The organism is Variovorax sp. GW821-FHT09B05 (assembly GCF_059418265.1).
The window spans coordinates 146,185-165,152 of record NZ_JBWKPN010000016.1; the positions used below are offsets into that span (position 1 = coordinate 146,185).

General features: G+C 71.2%; 15 protein-coding genes. 9 read left to right on the top strand and 6 right to left on the bottom strand.

Features of this window, described 5'->3' with window-relative positions; translation table 11 throughout:
* Positions 1-24 precede the first annotated feature (24 nt).
* The 3 genes from AC07RM_RS32555 (at position 25) to AC07RM_RS32565 (ending at position 4,310) form a co-directional block, all read left to right on the top strand.
* The gene (locus AC07RM_RS32555; RefSeq protein WP_495337106.1) at positions 25-2,193 is read left to right on the top strand and encodes a sensor histidine kinase; all 2,169 of its coding nucleotides are present in this window, start codon (positions 25-27) and stop codon (positions 2,191-2,193) included.
* The gene (locus AC07RM_RS32560; protein WP_395350328.1) at positions 2,190-2,804 is read left to right on the top strand and encodes a response regulator transcription factor; all 615 of its coding nucleotides are present in this window, start codon (positions 2,190-2,192) and stop codon (positions 2,802-2,804) included. Before AC07RM_RS32555 ends, AC07RM_RS32560 begins: the two co-directional genes overlap by 4 nt.
* A 168-nt stretch (positions 2,805-2,972) precedes the next feature.
* Complete coding sequence (locus AC07RM_RS32565; RefSeq protein WP_495337107.1) at positions 2,973-4,310, top strand: MFS family transporter; 1,338 nt, start codon at positions 2,973-2,975, stop codon at positions 4,308-4,310.
* A 67-nt stretch (positions 4,311-4,377) separates the two neighbouring features.
* On the opposite strand, the gene AC07RM_RS32570 is transcribed toward AC07RM_RS32565, so the two are convergent.
* Complete coding sequence (locus AC07RM_RS32570; protein WP_495337108.1) at positions 4,378-5,010, bottom strand: TetR/AcrR family transcriptional regulator; 633 nt, start codon at positions 5,008-5,010, stop codon at positions 4,378-4,380.
* Positions 5,011-5,094: 84 nt separating this feature from the next.
* Between AC07RM_RS32570 and AC07RM_RS32575 the strand changes: the two genes are divergently transcribed.
* The 3 genes from AC07RM_RS32575 (at position 5,095) to AC07RM_RS32585 (ending at position 7,623) form a co-directional block, all read left to right on the top strand.
* Positions 5,095-5,760, top strand: a complete 666-nt coding sequence (locus tag AC07RM_RS32575; RefSeq protein ID WP_495337109.1) for an O-methyltransferase — start codon at positions 5,095-5,097, stop codon at positions 5,758-5,760.
* A gap of 134 nt (positions 5,761-5,894) precedes the next feature.
* Positions 5,895-7,091: an MFS transporter gene (locus AC07RM_RS32580; RefSeq protein WP_495337110.1), complete on the top strand. Its 1,197-nt coding sequence runs from the start codon at positions 5,895-5,897 to the stop codon at positions 7,089-7,091.
* 130 nt (positions 7,092-7,221) lie between these two features.
* On the top strand, positions 7,222-7,623 hold the full coding sequence (locus AC07RM_RS32585) for an HU family DNA-binding protein (RefSeq protein WP_093341107.1): 402 nt from the start codon (positions 7,222-7,224) through the stop codon (positions 7,621-7,623).
* A gap of 78 nt (positions 7,624-7,701) precedes the next feature.
* Here the strand turns inward: AC07RM_RS32585 and AC07RM_RS32590 are convergent, their stop codons facing one another.
* From AC07RM_RS32590 to AC07RM_RS32610, 5 genes are all read right to left on the bottom strand, one after another.
* On the bottom strand, positions 7,702-8,634 hold the full coding sequence (locus tag AC07RM_RS32590) for a LysR family transcriptional regulator (protein WP_208513176.1): 933 nt from the start codon (positions 8,632-8,634) through the stop codon (positions 7,702-7,704).
* Between the two features lie 60 nt (positions 8,635-8,694).
* Positions 8,695-9,666 (bottom strand): Bug family tripartite tricarboxylate transporter substrate binding protein, encoded by a 972-nt coding sequence (locus tag AC07RM_RS32595; protein WP_495337111.1) that lies wholly within the window; start codon positions 9,664-9,666, stop codon positions 8,695-8,697.
* Positions 9,667-9,764: 98 nt separating this feature from the next.
* The gene (locus AC07RM_RS32600; protein ID WP_495337112.1) at positions 9,765-11,246 is read right to left on the bottom strand and encodes an FAD-dependent oxidoreductase; all 1,482 of its coding nucleotides are present in this window, start codon (positions 11,244-11,246) and stop codon (positions 9,765-9,767) included.
* A gap of 48 nt (positions 11,247-11,294) precedes the next feature.
* Positions 11,295-12,773, bottom strand: coding sequence for an aldehyde dehydrogenase (locus AC07RM_RS32605; RefSeq protein ID WP_495337113.1), 1,479 nt, complete (start codon positions 12,771-12,773; stop codon positions 11,295-11,297).
* 132 nt (positions 12,774-12,905) lie between these two features.
* A complete protein-coding gene (locus AC07RM_RS32610) occupies positions 12,906-13,853 on the bottom strand; it encodes a LysR family transcriptional regulator (RefSeq protein WP_209541804.1) in 948 nt (315 codons plus the stop codon).
* A 116-nt stretch (positions 13,854-13,969) separates the two neighbouring features.
* Between AC07RM_RS32610 and AC07RM_RS32615 the strand changes: the two genes are divergently transcribed.
* Genes AC07RM_RS32615 through ydiJ form a run of 3 tightly spaced genes read left to right on the top strand, consistent with a single transcriptional unit; the run spans position 13,970 to position 18,952 of the window.
* Positions 13,970-14,848, top strand: coding sequence for an amidohydrolase family protein (locus AC07RM_RS32615; protein WP_495322557.1), 879 nt, complete (start codon positions 13,970-13,972; stop codon positions 14,846-14,848).
* A 22-nt stretch (positions 14,849-14,870) separates the two neighbouring features.
* Positions 14,871-15,863 (top strand): tripartite tricarboxylate transporter substrate binding protein, encoded by a 993-nt coding sequence (locus tag AC07RM_RS32620; protein ID WP_495337114.1) that lies wholly within the window; start codon positions 14,871-14,873, stop codon positions 15,861-15,863.
* Positions 15,864-15,883: 20 nt separating this feature from the next.
* Positions 15,884-18,952, top strand: a complete 3,069-nt coding sequence (gene ydiJ, locus AC07RM_RS32625) for a D-2-hydroxyglutarate dehydrogenase YdiJ (protein WP_495337115.1) — start codon at positions 15,884-15,886, stop codon at positions 18,950-18,952.
* The last annotated feature ends 16 nt before the right edge of the window (positions 18,953-18,968 follow it).

Genomic DNA, 18,968 nt, shown 5'->3' on the forward strand with positions numbered 1-18,968 from the left:
CCGCGCCGGTCGACCCGCCTGCCCATGCCGCCTTCCTCGCCTTCTTCCCACGATCCCCGCGCGCGCCGCCGCCGGCGCGCGCTGCTGCTCGGCGCCGGCCTGCTCGCGCTCGCGGCGCTGCTGATCGGCGCCGCCGGCCAATGGGCGGCCGCGCGCGAGGCCAGCTTCCAGGCCGACTCGATCCGCCGCGCGATGGAAGTGCACGTGCTGGGCCTGCGCGACTCGGCCGGCAAGTACAGCTACCTGCCGTTCACCGCGGCGCTGCATCCCGAGGTGCTGGTCGCGCTCGCGCACCCCGGCGACGCGACCGTGAAGCAGCGCGCCAACCTCTACATCGAGGAGGTGAACCGGCAGGCCGGTTCCGACGCGCTCTACCTGATCGACCCGCAGGGCCTCACGCTCGCGGCCAGCAACTGGGCCACGCCGCAGAGCTTCGTCGGCGAGTCCTATGCCAACCGGCCCTACTTCATCGATGCGCGCGCGGGCCGCAGCGGCCTGTTCTACGGCGTAGGCCAGACCACCGGCGAACCGGGCCTGTTCATCTCGGCACCGGTGCGCTCGGACGCGGGCGCGGTGATCGGCGTGGTGACGGTCAAGGTCAGCCTGCGCACGCTGCAGGAGGCCTGGACCTTCGTGCGCGACCCGATCCTCTTGACCGACGCGCGCGGCATCGTGTTCCTGAGCTCGGTGCCCGCGTGGATGTACCAGGCCACGCGCCCGCTCGACGCGGTACAGCTCGAGCGGCTGCGGCGCGACCAGCAGTACGGCGCGCGCGCCAGCTTCCCCGCGCTGCCCTGGAAGACGCAGCGCGGCGACGGCGAGCCCGGCTACCTGGTGCACACCGCGCTCGGCGGCAAGCCGCGCAGCTTCCTCGCGATCGACGAGCCGCTGCCCGACCTGGGCTGGACCCTCACGGTGATGGTCGACCACGCCGAGGTCACGCGCGCCCGCGAACGCACCTGGATGCTGGGCCTGCTGGGTGCCGGCGTGCTGCTGCTGGGCGGCCTCTACTGGCGGCTGCGCGAGCGCCGCTTCGCCGAGCAGCGCGATGCGCGGCGCGAGCTCGAGTTGCGCGTGCGCGAGCGCACCCACGAGCTCGACGAGGCCCACGCCTTCCGCAAGGCGATGGAGGATTCGCTGCTGGTCGGCATGCGCGCGCGCGACCTCGAGGGCCGCATCACCTACGTCAACCCGGCCTTCTGCGAGATGACCGGCTACGGCGCCGACGAGCTGCTCGGCAAGCTGCCGCCCTACCCCTACTGGCATCCCGACGAGGTGCCGCGCCACTGGCACCACTACGACGCCATGATGAGCGGCCAGCCCGCGCTGTCGGGCTTCGAATCGCGGCTGCGCCATCGCGACGGCCGCGAGGTCATCACCATGGTCTACACCGCGCCGCTGATCGACGCCGACGGCGGCCATGCGGGCTGGATGAGCTCGGTGGTCGACATCACCGAGCAGAAGCGCGCCGAGCTGCGCCAGCGCCAGAACGACGAGCAGCTGCAGCATGCGCAGCGGCTCGCGAGCCTGGGCGAGATGGCCTCCACGCTGGCGCACGAGCTCAACCAGCCGCTGATGGCGCTGAGCAGCTTCGCGGGCGCGGCCAAGGCCTTCGCCGAGCAGGGCAACCAGGCGCTGCTGGCCAGCAGCCTCGACGAGACCATGGCGCAGGCGCGCCGCAGCGCCGAGATCGTGCGGCGCATCCGCGGCTTCGTGCGCCAGCGCACCGCGGGCACGGAAGACTGCGCGGTGGCGGCGCTGGCCGCCAATGCGCTCGCGCTGCTGCAGGGCGAGATGCGGCAGCGCCAGTCGCGCGCCGAGGTGCGCATCCCGGCCACGCTGCCGCCGGTGCGCGGCGACCGCGTGCTGCTCGAGCAGGTGCTGCTGAACCTGCTGTCCAACAGCCTGCAGGCGATGCAGGCCACGCCGGTCGAACGGCGCGTGGTCGAGCTCGAGGCCGAGGTGGTCGAGGGCCGCATGGAGATCCGCGTGCTCGACCGCGGCACGGGCATCGACGACGCGCTCGCCGAGCAGGTGTTCGCGCCCTTCTTCACCACCAAGCCCGGCGGCCTCGGGCTCGGCCTCAACATCTGCCGCACCATCGTCGAGGCGCACCGCGGCCGGCTGGTGTTCGACCACCGCCCCGGCGGTGGCACGGTATTCACCCTCGTGCTGGAGATCCCCTCCCCATGAACGCATCCGCCAACAACCTCTGCGTGGTCGACGACGACGAGGCCGTGCGCCGCTCGCTCGGCCTGCTGCTGCTCTCGCGCGGCTACGCGGTGCAGACCTTTGCCTCGGGCGAGGACTTCCTGGCCGGCGCCGACCTGCAGCGCGCGGGCTGCGCCATCCTCGACCTGCGCATGGACGGCATGAGCGGGCTGCAGGTGTTCGACGCGCTGCGCGCGCAGGACAGCCCGCTGGTGGTGCTGTTCCTCTCCGGCCATGGCGACATCCCGATGGCGGTGGAGGCGGTGCAGAACGGCGCCTTCGGCTGGCTCGAGAAGCCCTGCAACGACGAGCAGCTGCTCGACAGCATCGCGCGCGCGCTGCAGCGCGCCGGCGAGATCGCCACCAGGCGCCAGGCCCGGCAGGCCGCGCAGGCGCTGTGGGACAAGCTCACGCCGCGCGAGATGCAGGTGGCGCGGCTGGTGGCCGAGGGCAAGCCGAACAAGCAGATCGCGCTCGAGCTCGCGCCGCTCGAGCAGCGCACGGTGGAGACCCACCGGGCCCACGCGTTCGCCAAGCTCGGCCTCGCGAACAGCCACCAGCTCGACCGCTTCCTGCGCGAGCACGGGCTGTAGCCGGGGCCGCGCCACCCCGGAGACGCCCACCTAGGGTTAACCCTTGCGTACCGATACGTAGCCGCGCGGCGGTGGGCTACGGACGACGGCGCGCGCGTGCCGCGACAGACTTCCCGGGCACCGATTCAGGCCGCCTCCAGCGGCCGCGACCCGAGACAAGGACACGCCATGAACACCCTCGCCCGCACCGGCGGCGCCCCCGCCGGCGCCTCGCCGGCCGACACCACGCCCTACACCTTCGAGGAGAAGCGCAAGCGCATCTTCGCCATCTTCGCCGCCTCCTCGGGCAACCTGGTGGAGTGGTTCGACTTCTACGTCTACGCCTTCTGCGCGATCTACTTCGCGCCGGCCTTCTTCCCCAAGTCCGACCCCACGGTGCAGCTGCTGAACACCGCCGGCGTGTTCGCGGCCGGCTTCCTGATGCGCCCGATCGGCGGCTGGCTGTTCGGCCGCATCGCCGACCGCAAGGGCCGCAAGACCTCGATGGTGACCTCGGTCGTGATGATGTGCGTGGGCTCGCTGGTGATCGCCTGCCTGCCGACCTATGCGCAGATCGGCGCCGCCGCGCCCGCGCTGCTGCTGCTCGCGCGGCTGCTGCAGGGCCTGTCGGTCGGCGGCGAGTACGGCACCACCGCCACCTACATGAGCGAAGTGGCGATGCGCGGCCAGCGCGGCTTCTTCTCCTCGTTCCAGTACGTCACGCTGATCGGCGGCCAGCTGCTCGCGGTGGTGGTCGTGGTGGTGCTGCAGCAGGTGCTCGACGAGGCCGAGCTCAAGGCCTGGGGCTGGCGCATTCCCTTCGTGCTGGGCGCCGTGGCGGCCATCGTGGCGCTGCTGCTGCGCCGCACGCTGACCGAGACCGCCAGCACCAAGACCCGCGCCGCCAAGGGCGCCGGCACCATGGGCGAGCTGTTCCGCCACCACAAGCGCGCCTTCCTCGTGGTGCTGGGCTACACGGCCGGCGGCTCGCTGATCTTCTACACCTTCACCACCTACATGCAGAAGTACCTGGTGAACTCGGCCGGCATGTCGATCAAGACCGCCAGCAACGTGATGACCGCGTGCCTGTTCATCTACATGTGCATGCAGCCGCTGTTCGGCGCGCTGTCGGACCGCATCGGCCGGCGCAGCAACATGCTGCTGTTCGGCGCGCTCGGCATGCTGATGACGGTGCCGGTGCTCAGCAGCCTGCAGAACGTCGCGAGCCCGCTGATGGCCGGCGTGCTGATCACCGTCGCGCTGGCGGTGGTGAGCTTCTACACCTCGATCAGCGGCATCGTGAAGGCCGAGATGTTCCCGCCCGAGGTGCGCGCGCTCGGCGTGGGCCTGTCGTACGCGGTGGGCAACGCCATCTTCGGCGGCAGCGCCGAGTACGTGGCGCTGGGCCTGAAGTCGATCGGCCACGAGTCCTACTTCTACTGGTACGTGACGGCGATGATGGGCGTGGCCTTCCTGGTCAGCCTGCTGCTGCCGCGCCAGGCCACCTACCTGCATCACGACAAGTAAGGCGCTCGCGCACCGAGAAGAGTCCCGCCGCGGGGTCCGCGCCGGGACTCTTTTTTTTGAGGCCCGATCACTCCGCGCCGAGGCTGCGCAGGTAGGCGCACAGCATGTCGGCCAGCGCCTCGGAATAGGCCTTGATCTGCGCCTCGGTGCGCGGCGTTTCCGAGAACTGCTTGCCGACCGCGCCGAAGGTGGTGGTGACGAGGTCGCCCGCCAGCGCGCGCCGCGCCTTCGACAAGCCGGGCAGCGCCTCGCGCAGGAAGGCCTGCATCGCGCGCTCGCCCGCGGCGCGCGCGGACTGCGCCTCGGGCGCGTCGCGGTAGAACGGCGCCGCGTCGTGCAAGGCGGTGCGCATGCCGGCCTCCTCGCACTCCGAGCGCACGAAGGCATGGACCAGCCGGCGCAGGCGATCGAGCGGCGGCGTCTGCACGTCCTCGAGGATGCCGCACAGCAGCTCGGTGGTCTGGCGCCATTCGTCGCTCTGCAGCCGGAACAGGATCGAGGCCTTGTTCGGAAAGTACTGGTAGACCGAGCCCACGCTCACGCCGGCGCGCTCGGCCACGCGCGTGGTGGTGAAGCGGTGCACGCCCTCCTTGGCCAGAACCTGAAGGGCGGCTTCGAGGATCGCCGCGACGAGGTCGCTCGAACGGGCCTGCTGGGGCTGTCTTCTAGAGGAGAGCGGGGCGCTGCGGCGGGTGGGCATGGCGTGGCTTTCGGAACGCGAATGGAAAATCTGAAGCTTCCTTCATATTATCGACGCACACCGTCCCGATTACCGAAGAACACCATGAACACACTGACCACCGCACCGCTCGCGCCCCTGCTGGAGCGCCTGTTCGCCGAGGCCGATGCCTCCTCGCCGCGCACCAGCGCCGCCGTCGCCGGCCTGTCGAGCGACGAGCTCGCGCGCCTGATGCAAAGCCGCACCGAGTACCTCGATTTCTACGCACGCCTGAAGGACTTCCCGCTCGCCGTATCGCGCGAGACCGGCTCGCTGCTCTACATGCTCGCGCGCGGCAACGGCGCGCGCAGCATCGTCGAGTTCGGCACCTCGTTCGGCATCTCCACCCTGCACCTGGCCGCGGCCCTGCGCGACAACGGCGGCGGTCGGCTGCTGAGCACCGAGTTCGAAGCCTCGAAGGTGGCGCGCGCCCGCGAGAACCTCGCGGCCGGCGGCCTCGCCGACCTGGTCGAGGTCCGCGAAGGCGATGCGCTGCGCACGCTGGCCAGCGACCTGCCCGAGCGCATCGACCTGCTGCTGCTCGACGGCGCCAAGGCGCTCTATCCCGAGGTGCTGGCACTGGTCGAGGCGCGCCTGCGTCCCGGCGCGCTCGTGATCGCCGACAACGCCGACCACAGCCCCGAGTACCTCGCGCGCGTGCGCTCGAGCGCGGCCGGCTACCTGTCGGTGCCCTTCGCGTCCGACGTCGAACTCTCGATGCGGCTAGGCTGAGCCTTTCTTTTTTTCCCGCCAGTCCCGCTGGCCGTAAGCGTCTGACGTCAAGCAACGCACCCCCGCGATCCTCGCGGCCGGGGTGCGTTTTCCTTTTCGCACCGGCCGTCCGAGGAACCACCTGGACCACCCCCATGACCTCCACTTCCGCCCCGGCGATTCCCGCGCCGTCCCGCTCCGCGCAGAGCCGCCTGCTGCTGCTCGCCGCGGTGCTCTTCATCTCCTACCTCTGCGTCGGCCTCTCGCTGCCCGTGGTGCCAGTCCACGTGACGACGCGGCTGGGCCTCGGCAACTTCTGGGCCGGCCTCGCGGTCGGCATCGCCTTCCTCGCCACCGTGCTCACGCGCCCCCCCGCGGGCAGCCTGTCGGACCGCCAGGGTCCCAAGCGCGCCGTGGTGCGCGGGCTGGCCTTCTATGTCGCGGGCGCGCTGGTCGCGTGGCTCGCGGGCCTGTGGATTCCCACGCCGTGGATCGGCTTCGGCCTCCTGGTCGCGGGCCGCCTGCTGCTGGGCCTCGGCGAGAGCCTGGTGGCCGTCGGCGTGATCGGCTGGGGCATCGGCCTCGTCGGTCCCGCGCGCTCGGGCCAGGTGCTCGCGCTGGTCGGCGCCGCGATCTACGGCGCGCTCGCGGTCGGCGGTCCGGTCGGCCTCGCGCTGCTCGAACGCTTCGGCTTCGCGGGTGCGATGGCCACGAGCGCGCTGCTGCCCTGCATCGGACTGCTGGCCGTGTGGCGCCTCGAGGGCGTGGCGGTGCAGCCGGGCGCGGGCCGGCCTTCGCTGCGCAGCGTGCTCGGCATCATCTGGCCGCATGGGCTGATCGTGTGCCTGCAGGGCATCGGCTTCGCGGCCATCGGCGCCTTCTTCGTGCTGCACTTCCGCGACCAGCACTGGTCGCATGCGGGCCTCGGGCTCACGGCCTTCGGCAGCGGCTTCGTGCTGGTGCGCATCTTGTTCGGCCACCTGCCCGACCGCATCGGCGGGCTGCCGGTGGCGATCGTGTCGCTGGCGGTCGAGGCCTTCGGCCAGGCGCTGATCTGGCAGGCGCCGAGCCCCGTCGCCGCGCTCGCGGGTGCCTTCCTCACCGGCCTGGGCTGCTCGATGATCTTTCCGGCCATGGGCCGCGAGGTGGTGCGGCTGGTGGCACCGCAACTGCGCGGCACCGCGCTCGGCGGCTTCTCGGCCTTCCAGGACCTGGCCTACGGGCTCACCGGCCCCGTGGCCGGGCTGCTCGCGGACCGCGCGGGCTATGGCGGCGTGTTCCTCATCGGCGCGGGCGCGGCGCTCGCCGGCCTGCTGATCGCACTGCGGCTGCGCAGCGTCGCGCGTGCATGAGAAAGCCCCACTCTCCCTTCGCACCGAAGGCCCTCTCTCGCGTTCGAATACACTCCACGCCGCTTGCAGCCTGCATCCGAGGCTGCGCCGTCATAGGCAACATGACGAATCAAACCTATCAGGAACTCAGTTGAACCGCATCGAACTCGTTGAGAAAATCGCCACCACCCACAACGTCAGCAAGGCAGAAGCCGCGCGCATCGTGGAAACGGTCACCAGCTCCATCGTCGCCGCCGTGAAGAAGGGCGACCCCGTCCAGATCGTCGGCTTCGGCACCTTCAAGCAAGTCGCCCGCGCTGCCCGCACCGGTTTCAACCCGAGCGTCGGCACCAAGATCAAGATCGCCGCCCAGAAGGTGCCGAAGTTCGTGCCGGGCGCCGCCTTCAAGGCCGCCGTGGACCCGAAGGCCGCCAAGCGCAAGGCCGACGCCAAGCCCGCCGCCAAGTCGGCTGCGAAGCCCGCTGCCAAGCCGGTCGCGAAGAAGGCTGCTGCCGCTCCCGCCAAGAAGGCCGTGGCCGCGAAGAAGAAGTGATGCACCGCGGCCTCTCGCAGGCCGCATGCACGCAATGAAGACGGCCCCGCGGGGCCGTTTTCTTTTGGGGCCAGCGAATCAGGCGCGCTTCTTCGGCCGCCGCACCGCCTGCGCGCCCGTGCTGAATTCGGCCGCCGCCTCCACCACCCACTCGCTGAACAGCTGCACCGCCTGCGAATCGCGCTTGTGCTCGGGGTAGACGAGGCAGTAGCGCTTCTCGTGCTTGAGGCTGATGTCGAAGGGCATGGCCAGCGTGCCGCGCGCCACGTCCTCCTGCACGTAGAAGCGCGGCACCAGCCCCACGCCCAGGCCCGCGCGCGCGGCGTCGATCACCATCGCATAGAGCTCGAAGCGCATCGCCGGCGGCGGCACCGGCTGCGTCGAGCCCGCGGCCTCGAACCAGCGCTGCCAGGCCTCGGGCCGCACGCGCTTGTGCAGCAGCGGCAGCGCGATCAGGCCGGCGGGCTTCTTCAGCTTCGAGAGGTCGAAGTGGGCCGGGCTCAGCACCGGCACCACCTCCTCCTCGAACAGGTGCACCTTCTCGACCGCATCCCACACCGGGTCGTCGAAGTGCAGCGCGGCATCGAGGTTGGTGCCGCGGAACGCGAAGGGCTCGGCGCGCTCCGACAGGTTGACGGTGATGCCCGGGTTCTTGCGCAGGAAGTCGTGCAGCCGCGGCAGCAGCCAGCGGCTCGCGAAGGTCGGGATCACGGCGAGCTCGAGCACGCCGCCCGCGCCCTTGTGCTGCATCAGCGACTTGGTGTGCAGCTCGATCTCGTCGAGGTTGCCGCGGATGTTGCGCGCATAGAGCCGGCCTGCGTCGGTCAGCACCACCTGCTTCTTGCCGCGGCTGAACAGCTTCACGCCGAGGAAGCCCTCGAGCACGGCGATCTGCCGGCTCACCGCGCTCTCGGTCAGGTACATCTCGGCCGCGGCGCGCGCGAAGCTCTCGTGGCGCGCGGCCGACTCGAACAGCGACAAGGCGACGGTGCTGGGGATTTTTCGCTTCATGACGGATCGCGGCCCTTGGATCGAGGCGCCATTCTTGACCAGGACGAGCCGCGGCGGCACCTATTCCTCCACCTGGATGCGCGCGGCGCGCACCACCGTGCCCCAGCGCGCGTTCTCGCTCTTCACGAAGGCGCCGAAGTCGCGCGGCGCGATGTTCGAGGGCGTGTAGCCGATGTCGGTCATTCGCGCGCGCGCCGCCGGATCGCGCACCACCTTCTCGACCTGTGCCTGCAGCGCCTCGACCACGGCGGCGGGCGTGCCGGGCGGCGCGAGGATGCCGAACCAGGTGTCGGCATCGACCGCGTAGCCGAGCTCCTTGAGCGTCGGCACGTCGGGCAGGCCCGCGAAGCGCTCGGGCGAGCCGAGCGCGAACAGCTTGAGCTTGCTGCGGCTCGCCACCGCCAGCGGCGTGGGCACGAAGCCGTACTCGACGTCGCCGGCCATCACGGCCGACATCACGGGCGCGGCGCCCGCATAGGGCACGGGCAGCGCCTTCGTGCCCTCGGCGCGCGAGCGCAGCAGCTCCATGCCCATCTGCGCCATGCTGCCCGGGCCCCAATGCGCATAGGTGACCTCCCTGGCGCGCGCGCGGGCCACGAAGTCGGCCACGTCCTTGGTCTCGCTCGCGGGCCGCGCGGCCATCACGAAGCCCATCTTCGCGACCAGTGCCACCGGCTGGAAGCCGTCGGGGTCGTAGCGCACGGCCTTCTTGTAGATGTGCGGCGAGACCGAGATGAAGTCGGCCGCGGCGAACAGCAGCGTGGTGCCGTTGGCCGGTGCGGCATAGACGTAGTTGGCGCCGAGGATGCCGTTGACCCCGGGCCGGTTCTCGACGATCAGCGGCTGGCCCAGCGTGCTGCCGATCTGCGTGGCGACCAGCCGCGCGAGCACGTCGGTGCCGCCGCCGGGCGCATAGGGTACGACCAGGCGGATCGGCCCGGGCGGCGCCCAGTCGGCGCGGGCCGCGAAGCCGCCGAGGGCCGCACCGGCGATGGCCAGGGCCGCGAGGCGGCGCGTCGTGATGAAGGGCATGTCTGTCTCCTTGGTGGTGTGTGTGGACGTGCCGCGCCGCACCGCGCGGGCGGCGATGGCGAAGCAGCCGGAAAGAAAGCGGGGGCAGCGCCGGCGCGCTAGCGCGGCGCCGCCTGGCGCGCGGCATGCGCGCCCGCGATGCGGCCGAACACGGCGCCGCGCAGCACCGAGGTCGCGCCCGTGTAGACCTGGTGGTAGAGGCCCGCGGCCTCGCCGGCCGCATAGAGGCCGGGGATGGTGCGGCCATCGTTGTCGACCACCTGCGCATCGCGGTTGGTCTTCACGCCGCCGAAGGTGAAGCAGATGCCCGACATCACCGGGTAGGCGCAGAAGGGGCCGCGCGCCAGCGGCAGCGCCCAGTTCGACTTGGGCGGCGCGAGGCCCGCGGTGGCCACGCCGTCCACCGCGAGCGGCGAGAAGCGCGCGTCGGCATCCCCCGCGCAGGCCGCGTTGAAGGCCGCCACCGTGGCCAGCAGGCCCGCCGGGTCGATGCCGCAGGCGCGCGCGAGCGCTTCCAGCGACTCGGCCTCGATCGGCGGCTGGTCGGTGCGGATGCCCTTCCTCCAGTTCGGCACCTCGTGGATGCGCTGGTCGTAGACCATGAAGGCGATGCCGTCGGGCTGGTCCTTGATGGCGCGCGCGATCGGGTCGTAGTGCACGTCGACCGGCCCGGGCGCCTCGTCGACGAAGCGCCGGCCGTCCTTGTTGACCAGCAGGCCGTACGAGAAGCTCATCACCAGCGGCTCGACCTGGGCCGAGCGCGGGTCCATGGGCTCGGCATGGTAGGAGCCGAAGTCGCCGGCCGGCGCGCCGCCGGCATCGAGCGCCATGCGGATGCCCTCGCCGCGGTTGTAGTAGCCGCCGCGCGCCACCGGCCGCAGGTAGCGCGCCTGCGGGCCGATGTAGCGCGTGAGCATCTCGGGGTTGCCCTCGAAGCCGCCCGTGCCCAGCACCACGCCGCGCGCCACGATGCGCCGCACGCTGCCGTCGGGCCCGACGGTGTCGACCGCCAGCTCGCCGCGCGCATCGGCGCGCCGCAGTTGCTGCGCGGTGCTGCGGTAGCGGATCGCCACGCCCAGGCGCAGCGCTTCGTCGCGCAGCGCCTCGATCAGCGCGAGGCCGCCGCCCACGGGCATCAGCCGCGGCGCGGCCGCGGTCACGAAGTAGGTCGGCAGCGCCGCGAAGCGCACGCCGAAGCCCTGGAGCCACCGCACCGTGGCGCCGGCCTCGCCGGCCAGCGTGGCGACCAGCTCGGGGTCGGGCATGCCGTGCGCCTTGACGTGCGGCGGCCAGTCCTCGTAGGGCGCGGCCGCGTGCTGCACGATCTCGGGGTCGATGTGGTGGCCGGCATTGGCCACCAGCAGTTCCTCGAAATCGTCGCTGACCTCGGTCTCGCTCTTCATGCGGAAGTAGGACTCGGTCCAGCGCGTGTTGCCGCCGAACTCCTCGGGCGTGGCGCGTTCCAGCACCGTCACGGTCGCGCCCGCGGCGGCCGCGGCCACCGCCGCGCTCAGGCCCGAGATGCCGCAGCCGACGACGAGCACGTCGCAGCGGTCGATGGGCAGGGATGCTTCGTTCATGTCTCTACTTTCCTTCTTCTTGCGCCGGCATGCCTGGAGCGGACCCGCTCAGTACTTGCGGATGAACGGGTCCGGCATGTCGAGCTCGGTCGAGATCCACACGCTCTTGGTCTCGAGGAATTCCTTCACCGCCTCCACGCCGCCCTCGCGGCCCTGGCCGCTGTCCTTGAAGCCGCCGAAGGGCGTGGTGAAGCTGGTCGAGCGGTAGTTGTTGATCCACACCGTGCCGGCCTTGAGCCGCTCCGACATGTGCATCGCGCGGTGCAGGCTGCGCGTCCACACGCCGGCCGCGAGGCCGAAGCGGATGTCGTTGCCGATGCGCACCGCGTCGGCCTCGTCCTTGAACTTGAGCACCGACAGCACCGGCCCGAACACCTCCTCCTGCGCGATGCGCATGCCGTTGTCCACGCCCGTGAAGATGGTCGGCTCGACGAACTGGCCCGCGCCGTAGCCCGGGCCGCTGCGCACCTTGCCGCCGAAGGCGCAGTGCGCGCCCTCGGCCTTGGCGATGTCGATGTAGCTCACCACCTTGTCGAACTGCGGCCGCGTGGCCACCGGGCCCACCTGCACGTCGGGCAGCGCGGGATCGCCGAGCTTGGCCTTGGAGGCGATCGCGACCAGCCGCTCGACGAACTCGTCGTGGATGCTCTCCTGCAGCAGCAGCCGCGAGCCCGCCATGCAGGTCTGGCCGCCGGCCGAGAAGATGCCGGTGATCACGCCGTTGGCGGCGCGCGCGAGGTCGGCGTCGTCGAACACGATGTTGGGCGACTTGCCGCCGAGCTCGAGCGTCACGCGCTTGAAGTGCTTGGCCGCCGCCACGCTCACGCGGCGCCCGCCCTCGTCGCCGCCGGTGAAGGCGATGCAGGCCACGCCCGGATGCTCGACCAGCGGCTCGCCCACGTCCTTGCCGAAGCCCGTGACCACGTTGAACACGCCCGGCGGAAAACCCGCTTCGGCGAACAGCCGTGCGAGTTCGAGCAGCGACACCGAGGTGTGCTCCGAGGGCTTGGCGACGACGGCGTTGCCGGCCGCGAGCGCCGGCGCCACCTTCCAGGCCGTCAGCAGCAGCGAGGAGTTCCACGGCGTGATGGTGCCGACCACGCCGATCGGCTCGAGGCGCGTGTAGTTGAAGACCTTGGGCTTGTCGATCGGGATCACCGCGCCCTGGATCTTGTCGGCCAGGCCGCCGTAGTAATAGAAGTACTTCGCCATGTACGAGACCTGGCCGCGCACCTCGCTGCGCAGCTTGCCGTTGTCGCGCGCCTCGGCCTCGGTGAGGCTGTCGAGGTTGGCCTCGATCAGCGCGCCCAGGCGGTGCAGCAGCATGCCGCGCTGCGTGGCCGACATCTGGCCCCACGGGCCCTGCATCGCGGCCTCGGCCGCCTTCACCGCGCGATCGACGTCCTCGGCATTGCCCTGCGGAATGCGGGCCCAGGGCTCGCCCGAGAACGGGTCGAGCGAATCGAACCACTGGGCCGAGGCGCTCGCCTGCCATTCGTTGCCGATGAAGAGTCTGTACTGCTGCATTGCTTGCGTGCTCCGTGGGTGGGCCGGGTGAACTGGATGAATGGCGTTCAGTTTCCGGCGCGGCACGCGGTGGCACAAGCGATGAGTCCTGGGCCTCTCGTGAGCTTTCGTCATCGATGGCCGCGGCGGCGTTCAGCGCAGCACGCGCGACTTGTCGTAGGCCTCCTCGAAGATCTGGTGGATCAGTTCGCGGAACCAGCGGTGGCCCGCGTCGTGCTCGTTGCGCGGATGCCAGACCGCGTCGATCGACAGCCCCAGCTCGGGCAGCGGCATCGGCACCGCCACGCAGTCCGAGCCCGAGAGCACGCTGTCCATCCAGTGCGCGGGCATGGCCGCGATCAGGTCGGTCGATTCGATCACGGGCACCATGCCGAGCCAGGTCGGCACCTGGATCATCACGCGGCGCGCGAGCCCGCGCTCGGCCAGGATCTCGTCGAGGATGCTGCTGCCCACGCCCGAGACCTTGAGATGGCCCAGCGAGAGGTACCTGTCGAGCGTCATCGGTTCGGAGGCCGCGGGATGGCCCTTGCGCATCAGCACCATCCACTGGTCGTCGAGGATGCGCCGCGAGGCCGACAGCACCGAACGGCCGCGCGACACCGAGAGCCGGATCTCCACGCCCTCGTACTCCACGCGGTCCGAGGGCTGGTACATGTCGAAGGACTGCACCGACAGGCTGACGCCGGGCGCCACCGAGCTCAGGTGGATGCACAGCCGCGGCAGCAGCAGCACGCCGACGTAGTCGGACAGCCGCAGGTGGAAGGTGCGGCGCGCGGTCGCGGGGTCGAAGCCGCCGCGCACCTCGATCGCGCTCTCGATCTCGCTGAAGGCCTTGCGAAAGCTCGTGGCCAGGCGCACGGCCTCGGGCGTGGGCGCCATGCCCTGCGGCGTGCGCGTCAAGAGCGGGTCCTTGAACTGCGTGCGCAGGCGGCGCAGCGCATGGCTCACGGCCGAGGCGGTCAGGCCCAGCCGGGTGGCGGCCTTGACCACGCTGCGCTCCTCGAACAGGGCTTCGAAGATGACCAGCAGGTTGAGGTCGATGCTGCGCAGGTTCAGGGGCGGGCCGCCGGCGGCGTTCATGGGATGAATCCGGTTCACGATGAAGATGACAAAGATGATCTTGCCTCACGCGGGGGCCTCTCAGAACAATAGCCCGCATCCCCAGCCCCCTCTCCATGGCATCGATCTTCTTCTCCATGGCATCGCTTTCCATGCACGACCGGCTTCCCCCGACCTCCGCCATTCCCGACAGCGCCCGGATATTCCCCGAAGGTTCTTGCGACACCCACTTCCACGTCTTCGGCGATGCGCGTGAATTCCCGCTGATCGACGAGCGCTCGTACACACCGGCCCCGGCCTCCATGGCCGACTACTGGGCCGCCTTCGGCCCGGTGGGCGTCGAGCGCTGCGTGCTGGTGCAGCCCAGCGTCTACGGCCGCGACCATTCGCTGCTCAAGCGCATGCTGCGCGAGGCGGCGCCCGGCAGCATGCGCGGCGTGGCCGTGATCTTCGAGGACACGAGCGAGCGCGAGATCGAGGAACTGCACGCGCTGGGCGTGCGCGGCGCGCGCTGCAACGCGCTGTTCTCGGGCGGCGTGTCGGCCGCCAGCCTGCGCGCCATCGCCGACCGCATCGCGGCCTTCGGCTGGCACCTGCAGCTGCTGGTCGACGTCGAGCACGATCCCGACCTGGTGCCGCGCGTAACCGCCACTGGGTTGCAGGTGGTGGTCGACCACTTCGGCCATCCGGCGCCCGGCGCGACACCGCAGGGCCCCGGGCTCGCGAACCTGCGCGCGCTGCTCGCGGAAGGGCGCGCCTGGGTCAAGTTCTCGGGCGCCTACCGGCTCAGTGCATCGGCCTGCGCCACCGACCCCGCCGTGATCCCGCTGGCCCATGCGCTGGCACGCGCCAACCCCGAACGCATCTTGTGGGGATCGGACTGGCCGCATCCCGGCATCGACGCGCGCGCCACCGCCGGCAGCGAACTGGCCGGGGCGCTGCGCGCCTGGCTGCCCGACGGCGACCTTCGACAGGTGCTGGTGCGCAACCCCACGCAGCTTTACTGGAACCATTGATTCATCACAGGGAGACGTTCGAATGACCGACAACAAGTTCAACCGCAGAACCTTCATCCAGGGCGGCGTCGCGCTCGCCGCAGCGGCGGCGGCCTGGCCCGGCAGGGCGCAGGGCCGCACCTTTCCGAGCAAGCCCCTCACGCTGATCGTGCCCTTCGCGCCGGGCGGCAACGTGGACATCACGGCCCGCACCCTGGGCGTGCCGCTGACGCGCCATGCGGGGCAGTCGGTGATCGTCGACAACCGCGCCGGTGGCGGCGGTGCCGTGGGCACGGGCTGGGCCTCGCGCGCCGAGAACGACGGCCATTCGCTGCTGGTGGCCACGCCGGGCCAGCTCGGCACCCTGCCCGAGATGATCAAGGTGCCCTACCGCGCCGAAAACTTCGTGCCCGTGGCCGTGCTGAGCCGCACGCCCGTGGTGGTGGTGGTGCGCGCCAACGATGCACGCTTCAAGACCGCCGGCGACTTCCTGCAGGCGATCCAGGCCAAGAGCGAGAACGTGACCATCGGCCATGCGGGCCCGGGCTCGCCGAACCACCTGGCGCTGCTGCAGCTCGAGGATGCCGCGAAGGCACGCGTCAATGCCGTGCCCTACAAGGGTTCGGGCCCGGCCGTGGTCGACCTGCTCGGCGGCCAGATCGACGCCGTGATCGACCAGGTCACGAGCTCGGCGCCGCACCTCAAGAGCGGCGGCCTGCGCGCGCTGCTGGTGCTCGGCCCGCAGGTCGGCGGCATGCTGGCCGGCGTGCCGAACCTGGCGCAGCAGGGCATTCCGAGCTTCGACGCCACCACCTTCGTCGGCGTGTTCGCGCCCAGGGGCATCGCGCCGCAGACCGTCGCGAGCCTGCAGGGCTGGATCTCGAAGTCGGTGGCCGAGCCCGAGTTCTCGAAGCCGATCCGCGAACTGGGCAGCGAGCCCTTCGCCGAGAGCGCGGCCTACCTGCAGCGGCTGGTGCAGGAAGACGCGGTGCTGGCGACGCGGCTGGTCAAGCAAGGCCGCCTCAAGGCGGACTGAGCGGCGCTGCACGGCCGGCCATGATCGCCCACGTTCCACCCCCGGTCACGCTGGCGCAGCACTACCGGCAGTTTCTCGCGGCGCTGGCCGCCGCAGGCTTCGAGGGCGAGATCAGCCAGCGCCATGCCGACCGCACCGTGCTCGCGACCGACAACTCGATCTACCAGCGGCTGCCGCAGGCGGTCGTGTTCCCGAAGCATGCCGACGACGTGGTACGGCTCGCGAGGCTGATGGACCGCGACGAGCACCGGCGCGTGGTGCTCGCGCCGCGCGGCGGCGGCACCGGCACCAACGGGCAGTCGCTGACCGACGGCATCGCGGTCGACCTGTCGCGGCACCTGAACGGCATCGTCTGGATCGATCCGGTGCGGCGCGTGGCGCGCGTGCAGGCCGGCGTCGTGAAAGACCAGCTCAATGCCGCACTCGCGCCGCACGGCCTGTTCTTCGCGCCCGAGCTGTCGACCTCGAACCGCGCCACCATCGGCGGCATGGTCAGCACCGACGCGAGCGGCCAGGGCAGCTGCAGCTACGGCAAGACGCGCGACCACGTGCTCGCGCTCGAGGTCGTGCTGCCGGGCGGCGAACGCTTCGACAGCCGCCCCGCAGGGCCCGACGAACTCCAGGCCCAGCTGGCGCGCCCGGGCCGCGTGGGCGATGCCTGGCGCTGCGCGCACCGGATCGCCGAGCGCGATGCCGCGCTGATCGCGCAACGCTTTCCCAAGCTCAACCGCTGCCTCACCGGCTACGACCTCGCGCACCTGCGCGAGCGCGACGGGCGCTTCAACCTCAACAGCGTGCTCTGCGGCGCCGAAGGCTCGCTGGGCTTCATCGTCGAGGCCGAACTCAACCTGCTGCCGATTCCGCGCCACACGGTGCTGGTCAACGTGCGCTATGCGAGCTTCATGGATGCGCTGCGCGATGCCCAGGCGCTGATGGCGCACGCGCCGCTGTCGATCGAGACCGTGGACTCGCGCGTGCTGATGCTCGCGATGGAGGACATCGTGTGGCAGGGCGTGGCCGAATACTTTCCCTCGAGCGAAGACAGCGCGCCCACGCGCGGCATCAACATGGTCGAGTTCAGCGGCGATTCGCTGGAGCTGCTCGAGACCCGGGTCGCGGCCTTCGTCGCGCACCTCGCGCGCGATGCCGGTGCCGCGCGCCTGGGCCACACCATCGCGGCCGGCCATGCCGCCGTGACCCGGGTCTATGCGATGCGCAAGCGCGCGGTGGGCCTGCTGGGCAATGTGCAGGGCGAGGCGCGGCCGCAGCCCTTCGTGGAAGACACCGCCGTGCCGCCCGAGCGGCTCGCCGACTACATTGCCGAGTTCCGCGCGCTGCTCGACGGCCATGGCCTCTCGTACGGGATGTTCGGCCATGTGGATGCGGGCGTGCTGCACGTGCGGCCCGCGCTGGACCTCAAGGACCCGGCCCAGGCCGCGCTGATCCGCCCGCTGTCCGACGCGGTGGCGCGGCTCACGCAGAAGTACGGAGGCCTGCTCTGGGGCGAGCATGGCAAGGGCGTGCGCTCCGAATACGCGCCGGCCTTCTTCGGCCCGCTGTATGCGTCGCTGCAGGAACTCAAGGCCGCCTTCGATCCGCACAACCAGCTCAACCCCGGCAAGATCGCGACGCCCGCGGGCATCGATGCGGCGCTGCTGCGCATCGACGAGGTGCCGATGCGCGCCGACGCCGACCGCCGCATCGACGAGCGCGTGTGGCAAAGCTACGCCAGCGGCCTGCATTGCAACGGCAACGGCGCCTGCTACGACTTCGACCCCGACGAGGCCATGTGCCCCTCGTGGAAGGCCACGCGCGAGCGCCGCCATTCGCCCAAGGGGCGCGCTTCGCTGCTGCGCGAATGGCTGCGGCTGCAGGGCGAGGCCGGCGTCGACGTGCTGCAGGCCGCGGCGCGGCAACCCTCGTTCCTGGCCGGGCTGCCCGCGCGCTGGCGCAACGGCCGGCGGCGTTCGAACGCCGACGACTTCTCGCACGAGGTCTACGAGGCGATGGCCGGCTGCCTGGCCTGCAAGTCCTGCGCGGGGCAATGCCCGGTGAAGGTCAACGTGCCGGAGTTCCGCGCGCGCTTTCTCGAGCTGTACCACGCGCGCTACCTGCGCCCGCTCAAGGACTATTTCATCGGTTCGCTCGAATACAGCATGCCCGGCCTCGCGCGCATGCCGGCGCTCTACAACGGCCTGATGGCCCTGCCCGCGGTGCGCGGCCTGCTCGCGCGGCATGCCGGCATGGTCGACGCGCCACTGCTGAGCCGCTTCGATTTCGGCGCCACCCTGCGGCGCTGGAACGTGCGCCACGCCACGCCCTCGGCGCTGGCGCGACTGAGTGCCGACGAGCGCGCGCGCTCGGTGGTGCTGGTGCAGGACGCCTTCACGCGCTACTTCGAGACGCCGGTGCTCGCGGCCTTCATCGCGCTGGCCGCGCGGCTGGGCTGCACCGTGTGGCTCGCGCCCTTCCGGCCCAACGGCAAGCCGCTGCAGGTGCAGGGCTTTCTGCGCGCCTTCGACCGCGCGGCGCGCCGCAATGCCGACATGCTCGACGCGCTGGCGCAAGCCGGCGTGCCGCTGGTCGGCCTCGATCCCGCGATGACGCTGGTCTACCGCCAGGAGTACGCCAAGCTGCCGCGGATGGCGCGCCTGCCTTCGGTGCTGCTGCCGCAGGAATGGCTGCTCGATGCGCTGCCCGCCGAAGCGCCGCCGCGTGCCGCGCCGGGCGACTTCCGCCTGCTCGCGCATTGCACCGAGAAGACCAACGCGCCCGCGGCCGCCGCGCTGTGGCCGCAGGTGTTCGCACGCGCCGGCCTGCGGCTTGAGGCGCAGGCCAGCGGCTGCTGCGGCATGTCGGGCACCTACGGCCACGAGCAGCGCAACCTGCAGACCTCGCAACGGATCTTCTCGCAGTCGTGGGCGCCGCTGCTGGCGGCCGAGCCCGCGCCAGCGGAGTTCCTCGCCACCGGCTATTCGTGCCGCAGCCAGGTCGAGCGGCTGCAGGCGCGGCGCCTGCGCCATCCGGTGGAGGTGCTGGCGCAGCTGTATGGCGGTGGTGACGAAGAGGACGCCGACGCCACGCACTGAACCCGTCGATGGAAAG